This window comes from Bacteroides reticulotermitis JCM 10512, from assembly GCF_000517545.1.
Lineage (GTDB): Bacteria > Bacteroidota > Bacteroidia > Bacteroidales > Bacteroidaceae > Bacteroides > Bacteroides reticulotermitis.
On record NZ_BAIV01000010.1, the window covers coordinates 58,448 to 74,761 of the forward strand.

Annotated in this window: 8 protein-coding genes and 2 pseudogenes; 5 read left to right on the forward strand and 5 right to left on the reverse strand. The window is 41.2% G+C overall.

Going from position 1 to position 16,314, the window contains the following annotated elements; genetic code table 11:
- The first annotated feature begins 18 nt into the window (after positions 1-18).
- Both JCM10512_RS07885 and JCM10512_RS07890 read left to right on the forward strand, forming a co-directional pair.
- Positions 19-1,659, forward strand: a complete 1,641-nt coding sequence (locus JCM10512_RS07885) for a C69 family dipeptidase (RefSeq protein ID WP_044162078.1) — start codon at positions 19-21, stop codon at positions 1,657-1,659.
- A gap of 105 nt (positions 1,660-1,764) precedes the next feature.
- Complete coding sequence (locus tag JCM10512_RS07890) at positions 1,765-3,525, forward strand: phospho-sugar mutase (protein ID WP_044161973.1); 1,761 nt, start codon at positions 1,765-1,767, stop codon at positions 3,523-3,525.
- Positions 3,526-5,344: 1,819 nt separating this feature from the next.
- On the opposite strand, the gene nudC is transcribed toward JCM10512_RS07890, so the two are convergent.
- The 5 genes from nudC to cdd all read right to left on the reverse strand — a co-directional run bounded on the left by nudC (position 5,345) and on the right by cdd (position 11,040).
- Entirely contained in the window at positions 5,345-6,169 is an 825-nt protein-coding gene (gene nudC / locus JCM10512_RS07900; protein WP_044162080.1) for an NAD(+) diphosphatase, read from the reverse strand.
- Between the two features lie 112 nt (positions 6,170-6,281).
- Positions 6,282-7,877, reverse strand: coding sequence for an ABC-F family ATP-binding cassette domain-containing protein (locus JCM10512_RS07905; RefSeq protein ID WP_044161976.1), 1,596 nt, complete (start codon positions 7,875-7,877; stop codon positions 6,282-6,284).
- A gap of 348 nt (positions 7,878-8,225) precedes the next feature.
- The gene (locus JCM10512_RS07910; protein ID WP_044161978.1) at positions 8,226-9,596 is read right to left on the reverse strand and encodes an FAD-dependent oxidoreductase; all 1,371 of its coding nucleotides are present in this window, start codon (positions 9,594-9,596) and stop codon (positions 8,226-8,228) included.
- Positions 9,597-9,715: 119 nt separating this feature from the next.
- Positions 9,716-10,555 carry a helix-turn-helix domain-containing protein gene (locus JCM10512_RS07915; protein ID WP_044161980.1) on the reverse strand — a complete coding sequence of 280 codons (840 nt, stop codon included), beginning with the start codon at positions 10,553-10,555 and terminating at the stop codon, positions 9,716-9,718.
- Between the two features lie 2 nt (positions 10,556-10,557).
- Positions 10,558-11,040, reverse strand: a complete 483-nt coding sequence (gene cdd, locus JCM10512_RS07920; RefSeq protein ID WP_044161981.1) for a cytidine deaminase — start codon at positions 11,038-11,040, stop codon at positions 10,558-10,560.
- Between the two features lie 111 nt (positions 11,041-11,151).
- Here cdd and JCM10512_RS07925 point away from each other — a divergent pair, with 111 nt between their 5' ends.
- The 3 genes and pseudogenes from JCM10512_RS07925 (at position 11,152) to JCM10512_RS07935 (ending at position 16,306) form a co-directional block, all read left to right on the forward strand.
- Positions 11,152-12,057: a glucosaminidase domain-containing protein gene (locus tag JCM10512_RS07925; RefSeq protein ID WP_044162081.1), complete on the forward strand. Its 906-nt coding sequence runs from the start codon at positions 11,152-11,154 to the stop codon at positions 12,055-12,057.
- Between the two features lie 77 nt (positions 12,058-12,134).
- Positions 12,135-13,521: pseudogene (locus tag JCM10512_RS07930) on the forward strand (NAD(P)/FAD-dependent oxidoreductase).
- A gap of 179 nt (positions 13,522-13,700) precedes the next feature.
- Positions 13,701-16,306, forward strand: a pseudogene (locus tag JCM10512_RS07935) (sensor histidine kinase).
- The last annotated feature ends 8 nt before the right edge of the window (positions 16,307-16,314 follow it).

The following is a 16,314-nucleotide window of genomic DNA, read 5'->3' on the forward strand; positions in this document are numbered from 1 at the left end:
ATTAAAATGATATATATTATGAAGAAAAGAATTATTCTTTGTGCGGCTACGCTCTTGCTTGCATTGGCGAACACGTTCGCTTGTACAAACTTGATTGTCGGTAAAAATGCCTCAGCCGATGGTTCTACCATTGTCTCGTATTCGGCCGACTCTTACGGATTATTTGGAGAACTCTATCATTATCCTGCGGCTACTTATCCGAAAGGAGCTGTATTGAAAGTATACGAGTGGGATAGCGGTCAGTATTTGGGATCGATTGCACAAGCGCAACAAACATATAACGTGATTGGGAATATCAATGAATACCAGGTGACTATTGCTGAAACTACTTTTGGAGGACGTCCTGAGTTGACTGATTCCACGGGTATTATCGACTATGGAAGCTTAATCTATATTGGATTGCAGCGGTCGCGTACTGCTCGCGAGGCCATTAAGGTTATGACAGAACTCGTGCAGAAATATGGATATTATAGCGGAGGCGAATCGTTCACCATTGCCGATCCGAATGAAATTTGGATTATGGAAATGATCGGTAAAGGTGCAGGTATTCGGGGAGCTGTATGGGTGGCTGTTCGTGTTCCGGACGATTGCATCTCTGCTCACGCCAATCAATCCCGTATTCATCGCTTCGATATGAATGATAAAGAGAATTGTCTCTATTCACCCGATGTGATTTCTTTCGCACGTGAGAAAGGCTATTTTAACGGAGTAAATAAAGACTTCAGTTTTGCTGAGGCTTACGCTCCACTTGATTTTGGCGCACGTCGTTTCTGCGAAGCCCGTGTATGGAGCTTCTTCAACCAGTACACCGATCAGGGAAAGAATTTCTTACCTTATATTCAAGGCCAGACAGACGAGCCGATGCCTCTTTATCTTAAACCAAACCGGAAGCTATCCGTGCAAGATGTGAAGAATATGATGCGCGATCATTACGAAGGAACTCCGCTGGATATATCGAATGATTTTGGAGCCGGCCCCTATAAAACACCTTACCGCTTGTCGCCATTGAACTTTAAGGTAGGTGATGTGGAATACTTCAACGAGCGTCCTATCTCGACTCAACAGTCTGGTTTTGTATTTGTGTCTCAGATGCGTGCTAATTTGCCGGATGCAATCGGAGGCGTACTTTGGTTTGGTGTAGATGACGCCAATATGACTGTGTTTACGCCCGTTTATTGTTCTACGACGAAAGTGCCTGTATGCTATTCGCGTGTAGATGGAGCCGATTATATCACATTCTCATGGAATTCTGCTTTCTGGATATACAATTGGGTATCTAATATGGTATATCCTCGCTACGATTTGATGATTGGTGATTTGCGCGCCACGCAACAAGAACTGGAAAATACGCTTAACGAAGCTCAGAGTGGTATTGAGGAAAAGGCGAGTAAACTCTTAGCGAAAGATAAGGCGGCGGCTATTTCTTTCCTGACCAATTATACGAATATGACAGCGCAAAGCACTTTTGATACTTGGAAACAATTGGGCACATTCCTTGTTGTTAAGTACAACGATGGGGTAGTTAAGCGAGTGAAGAATGGACAGTTCGAGCGCAATGCGATCGGGCAACCTGCCGGTGTGCTTCGTCCGGGTTATCCGAAAGACTTTCTGGAGGAATATATTAAGCAGACAGGCGATCGGTATAAAGTACCTCAATAGTGATTTATTTTTTTGAAGAACTAGGAATTATAAACTTATTCTTTTACATTTGTGTGCTTATAACGGCATGAAAGAATAATTAACCCAATAAACTATTAATTGAATATGGAAAATCAGGAACTTATAAAGCAAGTCACTGAGAAAGCTAAAAAGTGGCTGACTCCGGCATACGATGCCGAAACTCAGGCAGCAGTAAAAAAAATGCTGGAAAATGAAGATAAGACTGAACTGATAGAAGCATTCTATAAGGATTTGGAATTTGGAACAGGTGGGCTGCGTGGCATCATGGGAGCAGGCAGCAACCGGGTGAATATATATACAGTAGGAGCAGCCACACAAGGGCTATCCAACTACTTGAAGAAGAACTTCAAAGATCTGCCTCAGATTTCGGTAGTTGTAGGTCATGATTGTCGTAACAATAGCCGCCTCTTTGCTGAGAAGTCAGCTGATATTTTCTCGGCCAATGGTATTAAAGTCTATCTTTTCGAAGATATGCGTCCTACACCGGAAGTGTCATTCGCTATTCGTGAACTAGGTTGTCAGAGTGGTATTATTCTGACTGCTTCTCATAACCCCAAAGAATATAATGGCTACAAAGCGTACTGGGATGATGGTGCGCAAGTATTGTCTCCGCACGATAACGGTATTATAGATGAAGTAAATAAGATTGCTTCAGCCGCCGATATCAAATTCGAAGGAAAACCTGAATTGATCCAGATTATCGGTGAAGATGTAGATAGCAATTACCTTGAAAGAGTGAAAACGCTTTCCATTGATCCGGATGTGATCAAACGTCAGAAGGATTTGAGCATTGTTTACACGCCGATCCACGGTACAGGTATGACATTGATTCCACGTGCTTTGAAGATGTGGGGATTTGAAAACGTTCATACAGTACCTGAGCAAATGATCAAAGATGGCAACTTCCCGACAGTGGTATCGCCGAATCCCGAAAATGCCGAAGCTTTGTCAATGGCTATTGCGCTTGCTAAGAAGTTGGATGCCGATATCGTGATGGCTTCCGATCCGGATGCCGACCGCGTAGGTATGGCATGCAAAGATAGTAAAGGCGAATGGGTGTTGATCAACGGCAACCAGACTTGTCTGCTATTCTTATACTATATCATCACCAATCGTAAAGCGATGGGCAAGATTACCGGTAAAGAGTTTATCGTTAAGACCATTGTTACTACGGAGCTGATCAAGGTAATTGCCGATAAGAATAATATTGAAATGCTCGATTGCTACACCGGGTTTAAATGGATTGCCCGTGAAATTCGCGAGCTTGAAGGTAAAAAAACTTATATTGGTGGAGGAGAAGAAAGCTATGGTTTCTTAGCTGAGGACTTTGTGCGTGATAAGGATGCCGTATCCGCTTGTACGTTACTAGCCGAAATTTGCGCATGGGCCAAAGATCAGGGTAAGACGCTGTTCGATGTATTGCTGGATATCTATGTGGAATATGGCTTCTCGAAGGAGTTCACCGTAAATGTTGTGAAACCGGGTAAGAGCGGTGCAGATGAGATTAAAGCAATGATGGAAAACTTCCGGAGCAATCCTCCAAAGGAATTGGGCGATTCGAAAGTGGTACTTATCAAAGATTATCAGACCTTAAAGCAGACAGACGATAAAGGGAATGTGACAGCTATTGATATGCCGGAATCTTCGAATGTACTTCAGTATTTCACGATGAGTGGAGATAAAGTTTCCGTTCGTCCGTCGGGTACCGAACCGAAAATCAAGTTCTACATGGAAGTGAAAGGTTCGATGGGATGCCGCAACTGTTATGCGACTGCCGATGAAGAAGCTATGGAAAAGGTAGAAGCCGTGAAAAAATCAACTAGGCATCTAAAACCTATTTTCTAGATAAAGAATATTTTAGCCCTCTTATCTATTCGGAACCGTAACGGGGAAGAATCGATAAGAGGGCTTTCTTTTGGCAAGCTGCCTGCACAGACTCATACTTCTCCCCCTACAAGAAAAAATATTTTATCTCTCATGCTCTCATTGTTTTGCGTTTAACTATCAATTATTCAATATATTATGCAATGAGAGATACTTTTAAAAAGCGGGATCTCTCATCATTTTCCCGCATTTTTGCCCCTTTTTGGACGTATCTCTCATCATTTTTGAGGGATCTCTCATTCTTTTTAGCTGTATTTCGTATTAGACAGGGCTTCATCTTCCCGGAGAGTAAGTGACAGCATTCTATTTTTCACAAATCTGTTGCCCTGCCACACAAGTACATCTTAGCACTTTACTTTATTACCAACCATTAGGCAATCTACGAGACAAGCACAAGCAAATTTCTAAAAACAAGGTTCTTCTTCAATTTTAGTGCAAGGTAACTTGAAAAGGCTCCAGAGCTTGAAGGCATAACAATCTATTGTCATCCGAATGTTTCTTAGTGCCACAGCTGTTCTTAGCGGTTGGCACAACCTAATACGCCACTTGTTTTCAGGAAGAACTGGATCACCTGCAAAAGTATGGGGATTACGCCTGAATCTTCATTAATCTATACAATAATAAGAGAATATTCATCATTCCCCTAAACTGAAATCTAGGGAGATAGCCTATATCTATAAACTAAGTAACCGATAAGACACGCAATTGAAGCAAGTGACAAAATGTAAACAGATATCGAGTCATAGTCACTTTTTGCCGTAAACAATTGATTGATAGTCCGATATATTGCGTCTGCTTTTTTTTTAGCCTGATCTACTCAATAGATAATACCGATTTCCGAAGATTGAGTACTTGGCAAAATCCCCTCGGGAAATAGTAGTAAACAACTAGTAAAAGACATCTTTACCCATAATATTTGCTGTTCCACAACTGTGGAACAGCTGACTCACATATTGTGAAACACGTGTCCCACATAATGTGGAACAGGCGTCGCACAATATGTGCAACAGAAAATAACAGGACATAAACATAGAAAAAAGACTTCTTAAATTTACGAATACTTGCCTGCAATACGGTTCTAAAACAGGCTTGTTTGGTGAATTGAAAGCTCTATTTTGGGAGAAAATGAGCAATGGCTATCGCTCATCAAGATCAAGTGATCAAAACAAAGAAGGCGCATTGCAATTAATTGATATACTGAACGATATGCAAAAAAAAGTGACTAAGTCATAAGAGTGTTGTATCATTGTGCACAGTGCTTCTGTCAAGCCCCGATGATGAAATTAGGAACACAGAATGGCTACACGGATATTGTACAGTTTGCCAAAAGAGTCGAAACTTAAGCAGTACTCAGAGAAAAAGAGAGATCTCCAGACTTTTGCAAGTGATCCGAAGAACTGTCATGCAAAACCCAAAAAGGTATTACCCCAAACAGCTTTTCAAGAAGAGTTTCTTTGCTTGTTTCAGTTCTTTCTTACCGCTAAAATAGGTTGGCTATGGCTGACTGGTGGCAGAAAATTTCCGAAAATAACTATTATGTGAGAGGAGAAGGGAAGTAGTCACGTATCGGCTTATGGGCTGGGAGTTCAATTTGCACGTCTGCAAGAGCTTTTGATGATTGATAATAGTTTTCTTTTAATTCCTTTGCAATCTTTAAGCTCTATTCTTAACCTTTCTTCGTAGAACTTTGTTTTATATGTATAATCTCAATTAAAACAAGCAGGCTACGAAAAGATACACCGATACTGGTACTTTTAAGTGGATATTCGTTTCATTCTCGTTATATAGTTCGTTTGCAGTAGTGTTGTGTGTATACTTCGTAGCCTGCTTTTTCTTCAATCCACCAATCAATCATTTTTCGTGCTAAACTAAGTTTTCTGGGAAGTTCCGGGAGATTGTCGCGCGTATAGAATTCACCCGAACTCAATTCTTCTTCCTGCAATTGAATTTCACCTCCGGCATAATCGGCTATAAAACCCACCATTAGTCCACTTGGATAAGGCCACGACTGGTTGCCAAAATAAGAGATGTTAGTCACATCCAATCCGGTTTCCTCTTTAACTTCGCGAGCTACACACTCTTCCAGCGTTTCTCCGGTTTCCAGAAAACCGGCAACCAGGCTGTTGAATGTTCCCTTAAAATTGCGAGCATGTACCAATAATATTGAATCACCTTTTCTCACAAGAACCAGAATCGCAGTTGATATGGCGGGATAAACCTCCTGCGCACAGTTAGGACAGCGTTTCATGATTGGTTCTATTTGTTCCAAGGCTGTACCACATGCAGAACAGAAACGATTGCTCCGATCCCAATGAAGAATCTCGCGGGCTTTTCCGGCTATCTGGTAATATTGAACAGGTAGCAAATCGTAGCTGGCACGTAGACCGACCATCGTCATCGCTTCCGACTCTTCAATAGCTTCGGGTAAGGAGAAAGCCTTGCACGGATTGCCATCGAATGTGGTAATCTCATGTACGGTAGCCATTTCCGGAACCGTAATCGGAGGATATACTCCAGAAGGAATATAAAAGGTGTTATTTGACTTTTGAAGCAGTAGTTGGTCTTTGTGAAAGATAAACCACAAAGTTTGAGCATTTGAATTCATAACATTAAAACTATAGTAAAACACATGCCGAGAGCACGTTCTTATCATTCCAAACCCCATCCGGGTTTTGGATATGCAAAGGTAATACTTTTCCTGTATTCTGCATATTCAACTACAAATTGATTCTTTGATTTACGCCAATTTCCTTTCTGAAGGCTTCATCGTGCGAGACGATAAGTATTGTACCCGAGTAGCTTTGAATTGTTGAGGTGATGATCTCAATATTCCGAATGTCGAGATTGTTTGTTGGCTCGTCTAAAATAAACAAGTCGGGTGTGTTGTTCGCAATCATCAGGCAACAAAAAGCAAGGCGCATCTTCTCGCCGCCACTGAGTTTACTACACGGCTTTTCCCAGACGGTAGCCGGAAACAGATAGCGATTCAGAATCACTTTGAGTTCATGATCCGGTAAATGACGGTTGTTGAAAGTCTCCGCCTGCTGTAGGATGGTAAGCTCGTTTTGAATGATGGAATACTCCTGATTGAGATATACGTATGAGAATTCGGCTCGCTCGATCCTCCCCGTGGTTGGTATCAGTTCACCGGTAACCAATTTCAGTAGCGTTGTTTTCCCACTTCCATTTTTACCGGTAATGTGTATACGATCACCACTTCTCAATTGAAAAGTGAGAGGGGATTCCAATAGGTTGCAGTTTCCTTCGGGATAGCGAAAATTAATGTTCTCCGCATTAATCAGAATCTTTCCGGTATGCAAAGAGGAAGATTCAAAGTTGGTTTTCAGTTCCGAAAGTGGAGACAGCGAACTGCGGAGCTGATTACGTTCACCCATCAGTTTGTCAGCTTTCTCTGTATGGATGCTTGCAAGCTTACTGGTACTTTTATCGGCATTGTCTTTCCGCTTTCCCATCAAGATGCGAGGGAGCCCTTTCTGCTGACTTGCTTTTTCGCCGCGAATATTTTGCTTCTCTTTGCGTTCGGCTGTTTCCCGTGCTAGCTTACGTATTTGCCGCAATTCTTTCTCTTTATTTTCGAGACTTTGTAGCAAAGCGTTCTGTCGGATGGCTCTTTGTTCTTTATAGAATTCGTAATTTCCACTGTAGTAAGTTAGTTGGCTACGCTCTAGTTCACAGGTTTCGGGCAGTAGGTTCAAGAGTGAACGGTCATGGCTGACTACTAGCAGAGTCATCTTGCATTTGGATATCCAATCGTAGAGTGTTTTCCGACTCGTGAGATCGAGGTGGTTGCTTGGCTCGTCCATTAAGATGACGGAAGGATTGTGAATAGCTATACCAGCTAAGAAAATGCGGGTTTTCTCTCCACCGCTCAGTTGTTGCATAGACTGCGAAAGCGACAAATGTCCCAATCCCCAAGATTCGAGGGCGGCTAACGAGCGTTCTTCAATCGTCCAATCGTCATTGAGAGTCTCAAATACGGCCGGTTCAACATTGCCATTGAGTATAGCATGCAAGGCTTCCAATTTTGCATCTATCTGTAAGGCTTGGGCAATATTCAAGGTGTTGTATTGCCCAAAATGTTGAGGAATATAGTATAAATGATCCGGATGCGACACACTGCCGGATGATGGTTGTAATCTCTCGGCTATAATTTGCAGCAAGGTCGACTTGCCTGATCCATTATTGCCTATCAAGGCTATCTTCTGTCCTTTGTTAATCGAAAATGTGAGATTTTCAAATAGGACCTCCTTATCAGGATGGATATAACTTACCTGTTGAATATGAATGCACATTGTAATTCTTGAGTTAGAATGTGAGTAATCGGATTTTGAAAAGAGAAAATCGGGGAGGGTAGACAAATCTATCACAAAAAACATCCGTACGAGTCGTATGGGTAATAACCGGCTTTAGAGATTATGTGAATAACCGGAAATGCGTTACTTGAGGAAAGTTGTCTAATTCGAATTGATTACATGATTGTTTGTATGAAGTAAGTTCACTGCAAAGATATAGCAACTTTTAGATAAAGCAAGCGATATAAGTATCTAATTTTCTTGCCTAGTGGGATAGAGAAGGCGGAAAAGTCGGAAAGATATAGATGATTTCTACCTATCCGACTCTTCTGCTTTTGTAATAATGTATTATATCTTGAACAGATCATTCAAACTCTGACTCATGCTGGGAGCAGAGAATACAAAGTCCCTTAGATAACTGTAATGTTGTTCTTTTTTCATGGCCATAGCTACAATGTTTATCATCTCCGGAGCGTTGGCGCAGAATAGCGTACATCCCATAATTCTTCCGTTCTGGTGGTTGATAATAGCTTTTAGTATACCATCCGGTTGGTGTAGAATACGCGAATGGGTTACTGTGCTGGCTTGTAAACGAGTAACTATAATCGAATGTCCCTTTTTCAAGGCTTCTTCTTCGTTGATGCCAATATGAGCAAAAGGAGGATCAATGGCTAATGTGTAAGGAGTGGGGGACCGGTCGTTGGCGCTCCGTGTTCTTTCACCGAAAAGTTGATCACAGACAATCCTTACGTCATCTTGTAAGAGTGGGGAAAGTGGAAAGCCCTCATTAATAGTCCCCAATGCCCATATGTGAGGGGTATTGGTGCGTAGTTGATCATTAACGATTATATTTCCTTGTACATTGGTTTTGACTCCGGCAACGTATAGGCGGAGCGTATCGGTCAGGGGTCGGTATCCGGTGGTTACTAGTACCGCACTCCCTTCTAGGATCTTGGGGTTATCACCAGACAGACTGGTGTATGTCAACTCAATTCCGTCTTCTGTATCGAGTAGCGAACGTACATGTGCATCCAAGTGGATCTCAATGCCATTTCTTGTGATAACTTCTTTAATATAATTGGCTACATCACGATCGGCGAAAGGCATGAAGCGATCTTTACTTTCAAGGATGGTCACTTTGCTTCCAAAGTTAGCATACATGGAAGCAAACTCTAGTCCCGCATAGCTATCGCCAACTATAATCAGATGCTTTGGCAACTCATTCCGATCGAGAATCTCATGATTGATATACGCGTTTTCAACTGTCTCGATCCCTTCGATGGGAGGAATCAACGGAGCAGATCCTGCATGAATGAAGATCTCTTTTCCTTTAAGCTCTATGTAATCATTGCCAGAGGTCACCTTTACGGTATCCCTTGAAGTGAATGAAGCATCTCCTATAAAAATAGCTACGTTGGGTGACCGCTTTAACTTGTCACTATTCGTTTCCTTGAGGAAGAAACTGAGTCTGTCTTTGCGGGTGATAGCCTGTTTGTATATTTTGGCTTGTTTGGGGTAGTCGTCATAATATAATAAACTGGCTACTTCAGCCTCATATGCTAGCGAGTGAAGGGAGTCGGTTAAATCCTGACGATCTTCTCCTTCTGTCTTGTCGATGGGGTTGATTATAGCAACCCGCCAACCACGGCCGGATAGTTTAATAGCAAGTGTTTCGCTGATTTTTCCGGAGCCGATAATAATAGCATCATATTGTTTCATTGCTTCTTTTCATTCGTTTAGCTTGTTGTATTTCGCTATATAACATATGAGAAGAAGTTTTGTTCTCATTTTTGCCAAAAGTTACATGCACTAGTGTTTATGTCTTTAAGTTAATATAATTAACTAATATTCGCTTGCTCATGTCTGAACTGAATTGCACTCAGTCCGGTCATTTTTTTGAAGAAACGGCTAAATGTAGCTTGGTCTTCAAATCCTAGAATATCAGTGATCTCTTTAACGCTTTTATTGCTGTAAAGTAAGAGTCGCTTGGCTTCTACTTCTACACGCTCATGAATGATTCGTAAAGGAGAAGGCAGATTGCATATCGAGAAAATATTTGAAAGAGTTTTGGGCGATTTATAAAGTATATCGGCGTAATCCTGTACTTGTTTTTTTGTCCGAAAGTGTTCATCTACTAGATTGTAGAATTTGCGAACAACTTCAAAACTGTACTCTTTTTTGGGTGTTATATCCAAACGGTTGCGTGCTATACGTGTACATTGAATAATGAAACGCTTAAGCTGTATGCGCAGCATCTCCTCTTGCAAACTGTCAGCAATACTAAATTCACTTTTCAATGCTCCAACAATGTTAGTCAGCTCTTTATGCTCACTCTCGTTCAGCGTAAAGCGTACCAGGTGAGAGGACCCATTGAATAGGAAACCGCTGCAAGATACTTCACGGTCGTTTCCGTAAATACAATAGAAGTTGCTATTGAAGAGTAGGGTCAGGTGCTCTCCTTCGCAGGCTTTTAGTTCCAAATGCTGCAAGTGAGTCAGCGAGATAACATCATCTTGGTAGAGTGTCATTTCCTGATGATCTATTTCTACGATAATATATCCTTTACGTACCCATAAAAATTTATACAAGCCTTTCTCTTTCTGCAATTTTTGCTCGGTGAAGTACGTATCGGTTACTGCAAGTGTTCCTTTTAATCGGGTTTGGTATTGTAAAGTCATAATTAAATCTCCATAGCTGATGCATCGAACGACAGAGGTAATAAGTCGCGGATGCTCGTAATTTCATAAACACATTCTTTCCCGTAAAGAAGAATTCGGATAGGGTGTCCGTATCGCTTCTCTGTTTCCAAGATTACTTGACGGCAAGCTCCACAAGGCGGGATAGGCGTCTCTATGAAATCCTTTTCTGTCCGAGCGGCAACAGCTAAAACTGTTACCGGCTGATCGGGGTATTGAGAATTCGCATAAAACAACGTAGTGCGTTCGGCACAGGTTCCCGAAGGGTAAGCGGCATTCTCTTGATTGGTTCCTTCTACTATAGTTCCATTGCCCAATAACGCGGCGGCTCCCACAGAAAAACGAGAATAGGGAGCGTAGCTTCGTGCAGTCGCTTCCATGGCGGTTTTTACTAATTTCTGATCGGAACTACTTAGCTCATCGTATTGATATACTTTGATTATAGCGGTAATGGTTAGGTCTTTCATGCGCACAAACTGATTAGTTTTACATTTAATGTCACAAAGTTAGGAAAGAGATTGATAATCCCAATTATTTTTATGAATTTTGTACCTTCTAAACATACAGGTATATTAAACATGAGAAAAGAACTGCACAGATTTGTCCTTATTGGCTTTGCACTTATATTTGTTCTTTCGGTGCAAGCACAAAGACAAAATACCCGCTACGTTGAATATATAGAGAAATACAGTGAGTTGGCTGTGGAGCAAATGAAGCTTTCTAAAATACCTGCCAGCATCACATTGGCACAAGGACTTTTGGAAAGTGGAGCAGGCGCTAGCGAACTGGCTCGTAAAAGCAATAATCATTTCGGCATTAAATGTGGAGGCAGTTGGCGTGGGCGTACCGTGCGTCATGATGATGACGCTCGTGATGAATGTTTCCGGGCTTATGCGCATCCACGTGCTTCATACGAAGATCATTCCGAGTTTTTGAGAAGAGGTGCGCGTTACGCTTTTCTGTTTCAGTTGGATATAACCGATTATAAAGGATGGGCTCGAGGTTTGAAAAAAGCCGGCTATGCTACCGATCCTTCTTATGCCAATCGGTTGATAACGATAATTGAAGATTATAACTTATATAAATACGACCGGAAGGGAGTTTATACGGAGCGTAAACTTAAGAAAAATCCGTGGTTACTCGAACCGCATCCGGTCTATCTGGCCAATGATATCGCTTATATTGTTGCTCGTGATGGAGATACTTTCAAAGAACTGGGTAAGGAGTTTGACATCAGTTGGAAGAAGCTGGTGAGACATAATGATTTGCAGCAGGACTATACGCTGGTAGATGGAGATATTATCTACTTGAAAGGTAAAAAGAAAAAAGCTTCTAAGCCCTATTCGGTCTATGTGGTAAGGGATGGAGACTCTATGCATGGAATCTCGCAGAAATTTGGTATTCGATTGAAGAATCTTTATAAGATGAATCGCAAAGAGGGCGATTATATTCCTGAAATAGGCGATCGGTTGAGATTGCGTTAATTGAAAAAATAGTAAGACTATTTGTAAACAGAATAACGATCATTTTTGTTGTAATATAAAATAAATAGGAATTTAGTATGAGCTTTAATGTTGAAAGGAATGAAAAAAAACGTATTGTAATTGTTGGCGGTGGATTTGGGGGCTTGAAGTTAGCTAATAAGCTAAAGAATTCGGGCTTTCAAGTTGTACTAGTCGATAAGAACAACTACCATCAATTCCCTCCTTTAATTTATCAGGTAGCTTCGGCGGGTATGGAGCCTAGTTCCATATCTTTTCCTTTCCGTAAAATCTTCCAGCGTCGAAAGGATTTTTATTTCCGAATGGCGGAAGTACGTGCAATTTTTTCCCGAAAAGAATATGATTCAGACCTCTATCGGGAAAATTGACTACGATTATTTGGTGCTTGCCGCAGGCACAACAACCAACTTCTTTGGCAATAAGCAGATTGAGGAAGAATCGATGCCGATGAAGAACGTATCGGAGGCAATGGGACTTCGCAATGCTTTGTTGGCGAATTTGGAACGTGCATTGACTTGTTCGACCAAAATTGAGCAACAAGAGCTTTTGAACATTGTTGTGGTTGGCGGAGGAGCTACCGGAGTCGAGGTAGCCGGTGTTCTCTCGGAAATGAAACGATTCGTTTTACCGGTCGATTATCCGGATATGCCTGCCAGTTTGATGCATATTTATTTGATTGAAGCGGGACCGCGCTTGTTGGCCGGTTTGTCCGAAGAGTCATCCAAACATGCCGAACAGTTCTTGCGTGAGATGGGTGTGAACATTCTTCTGAATAAGAAGGTGATGGATTATCGCGACCACAAGGTTATGTTGGAAGATGGAAGTGAAATCGCTACCCGCACATTTATTTGGGTGAGTGGAGTAACCGGAGTCTCTTTCGGCAATCTAGATAAAGCCGTGATAGGGCGTGGAGGCCGCATTAAAGTAGATGAGTTCAATCGAGTAGAAAGCATGGACAATGTTTTTGCGATTGGCGATCAATGTCTTCAAGTTGCAGATAAAGACTACTCATCCGGTCATCCGCAGTTGGCACAAGTAGCTATTCAGCAGGGAGAACTATTAGCTAAGAACTTAATCCGATTGGAAAAAGGGAAGAAGATGAAACCTTTCCATTATCGCAATCTTGGTTCAATGGCTACAGTAGGCCGTAATAAGGCAGTAGCTGAATTTAGCAAAGTGAAGATGCATGGCTGGTTTGCTTGGGTTATGTGGTTGGTAGTTCATTTACGTTCTATACTGGGCGTACGAAATAAAGTAGTCGTGTTGTTGAACTGGGTATGGAACTATTTTACGTACGATCAATCGATGCGTATGATTATCTATGCCCGTAAAGCAAAAGAAGTACGAGAACGGGAAATTATCGAAGCGACAACCCATTGGGAGAAGAATCGAATGATGAGCCTTTGGAGCAAGACAAAGCATAATATAAGTCATAAGAGTAAATAAATAAGGGACGTCTTTGAGTATTCAGACGTCCTTTATTCTCTAAATGTAAAAGAACGCTTTCTGTTTTTTTGCATTTTTTCAAATATTATAAAGAACAAAAGAATGATGTGTCTGTTTAATTTTCAATGTAATTGATGTATATTTACGCATTAAATAATTAAAAGCAATAGAATCTTGTTATGGATCGACGGTATTACTGTCTAATTGCCTTTTGTTTGCTTTTCTCTTGCCGTCTCATGGCGGTGGAAAGGACTTATAATGTACTTTTTATCCAATCATATAATACTCAAACTCCCTGGCATGATCAACTGATTCAGGGGTTGATAAATGGAATCAAACAAAACGGTATAAAGGCAACTGTAACGACTGAGTACTTAGATGCTAATTTCTGGAAGTTTGAATCAGAGAAAGTCTTGATGAAACGCTTTTGTGAAAGGGCTCGGGAACGGAAAACTGATTTAATTGTAACGGCTAATGATGAGGCCTTTTATTCCCTTTACGCTTCCAACGATTCTTTACCATTAAAAATTCCTGTTGTCTTTTTCGGCATAAAGTATCCGGATATGGATTTAATCAAGAGGTTGCCCAATGTATGCGGGTTTACTTCCAATCCAAACTATTTCGCTCTTTTGGAACAAGTTAATCGGATATTTCCAGAGCGAAAGGAAGTCATTTGCATCGTTGATAACAGTTTCCTGAGTAATAAAGGTTTGGAAAGCTTTTTAACAGGCTGGAACCTTTTTCATGAGATATATTCAGACTATACCATGAAAGTGTATAATACACAGGTAAAGACTACGCAAGATGTCATTTCAGCAGTATGTTACCCACGTAATAGCACCAATCGTGTAGTTATCGCTCCAAAGTGGACTCCCTATCTTTCATTTGTGGGTAAGAATTCCAAAGCTCCTTTTTTCGCTTGTCAAAATCTCGGACTCAAAAATGGTGTGTTTTGTGTTTATGATGACGATGCTTATACCTCTGCTTATAATGCGGGAAGATATGCTGCTTTCGTGTTGCGGGGAGATAAACCTAAAGATCTGGGAGTAAGAGAAACACCGCAAGGCTTTATTTATGATTCTAAGCAATTGGCCTTTTTTAAGGTCGATCCCAGTGCGGTCTCTTCTTATGGTTTCATTGTGAATGAATCTTATTGGGAGAGGAATAAATTACTATTTATGTTCCTGTATCCTTTGGCTTTGTTGTTGTTAACCGGGTGCGTTATTTGGCTGATTCGTTTGAATCGTAAAGAAGCTAAGCGAAGGTACAAGTTCAGACTCGCTTGTTAATACAAAATAAACTGGTGGAGCAGCGCGATGAGTTTGATACCGTTTTACACTCTATACGTGATGCCGTTATTACGTATGATACGGAGCTGCGCATTCATTTTACCAATAACTCGCTGCATAAACTAATAAATCTGCCGGAAGAATACGCTAACCGTCCTTATGAGGGTATGCCTGCCGGAAGTATTTTTAGTATTTATAATAATGGAGAAGATATCTTACAACAGATGCTTCTCAAGGTTGCTGAGACCGAACAAAGTGTTATGATTCCTCCGGACTCTTTTTTGAAAGAGACACATGAAGGACATTATTTTCTGGTTTCCGGTGAAATTGCACCTATACATACAAAGGGACAGATGATTGGTATGGTGCTTTCAGCTCGTAATATTTCCGGTGAAGAAATGCAGGAACGCTTTTTTGATATGGCGTTGGAAGAAAGTGCCATTTACCCCTGGCAGTATGATCTGGAATCTGATAGCTTACTATTCCCTCCCGGTTTTTTGTCCACTTTTGGATATGGGCCATCGGTTATTTCGATTTCTCGGAAAGAGATGGATCATATGATTCACCCGGATGATCTGAATGAGATACGATCTTATTTCGATAAAATACTAGCAGGCGAGACTAATAGTAGCCGCCTAAACTTTCGGCAACGGAACGCAAAGGGCATCTATGAATGGTGGGAGTACCGATCTTCTGTAATCAAAGGAATGTCTGATGATCTGCCATATAATATATTGGGAGTTTGTCAAAGCATACAGCGATATAAAATAGTGGAGCAAGAGTTGAGGCATGCCCGCGATGAAGCCTTGAGAGCTGATAACTTAAAATCGGCCTTCCTTGCCAATATGAGCCATGAAATACGTACTCCTCTGAATGCCATTGTCGGTTTCTCTGATTTATTAAGTGATATGAGTAGCTTCTCGCAGGAAGAAATCGCGTTGTTCATTGAAACGATTAATAAGAATTGTACCTTATTGCTGACTTTGATAAATGATATTCTCGATTTGTCCCGAATTGAATCCGGTACGATGGAGTTTGTATGTGCAAGTCATAGCTTGCCTTTACTTCTGAAAACCGTCTACGATTCGCAGCAGTTGAATATGCCTCCTGGTGTGGAATTGCGACTGGATATGCCTGAAAACGATAACAAATGCTTGATAACAGATTCCATTCGCCTGCAACAAGTAGTTAACAACTTAATAAATAATGCTACTAAGTTCACGTTAAGTGGTTCTATTACCGTTGGTTATGAAGAAGAGGCTGGAACAGACTATACGAGAATATTCGTAGCAGATACAGGAGTTGGTATTTCCGAAGAGGGGATAAAACACATTTTTGAGCGTTTTTATAAAGTGGATAACTTTACGCAAGGAGCCGGATTAGGACTAAGCATTTGCCAGACAATCGTAGAGCGGTTGCATGGAGAAATACACGTTGCTTCGGTACTGGGTGAAGGAACTTGTTTTAGTGTTCGGATTCCAAACATCTGCGAATAGGGACATTT

Coding starts and splice junctions, on each gene's coding strand:
- JCM10512_RS07885 (WP_044162078.1), top strand. CDS start 19: ATGAAGAAAAGAATTATTCTTTGTGCGGCTACGCTCTTGCTTGCATTG.
- JCM10512_RS07890 (WP_044161973.1), top strand. CDS start 1,765: ATGGAAAATCAGGAACTTATAAAGCAAGTCACTGAGAAAGCTAAAAAG.
- nudC (WP_044162080.1), bottom strand. CDS start 6,169: ATGAATTCAAATGCTCAAACTTTGTGGTTTATCTTTCACAAAGACCAA.
- JCM10512_RS07905 (WP_044161976.1), bottom strand. CDS start 7,877: ATGTGCATTCATATTCAACAGGTAAGTTATATCCATCCTGATAAGGAG.
- JCM10512_RS07910 (WP_044161978.1), bottom strand. CDS start 9,596: ATGAAACAATATGATGCTATTATTATCGGCTCCGGAAAAATCAGCGAA.
- JCM10512_RS07915 (WP_044161980.1), bottom strand. CDS start 10,555: ATGACTTTACAATACCAAACCCGATTAAAAGGAACACTTGCAGTAACC.
- cdd (WP_044161981.1), bottom strand. CDS start 11,040: ATGAAAGACCTAACCATTACCGCTATAATCAAAGTATATCAATACGAT.
- JCM10512_RS07925 (WP_044162081.1), top strand. CDS start 11,152: ATGAGAAAAGAACTGCACAGATTTGTCCTTATTGGCTTTGCACTTATA.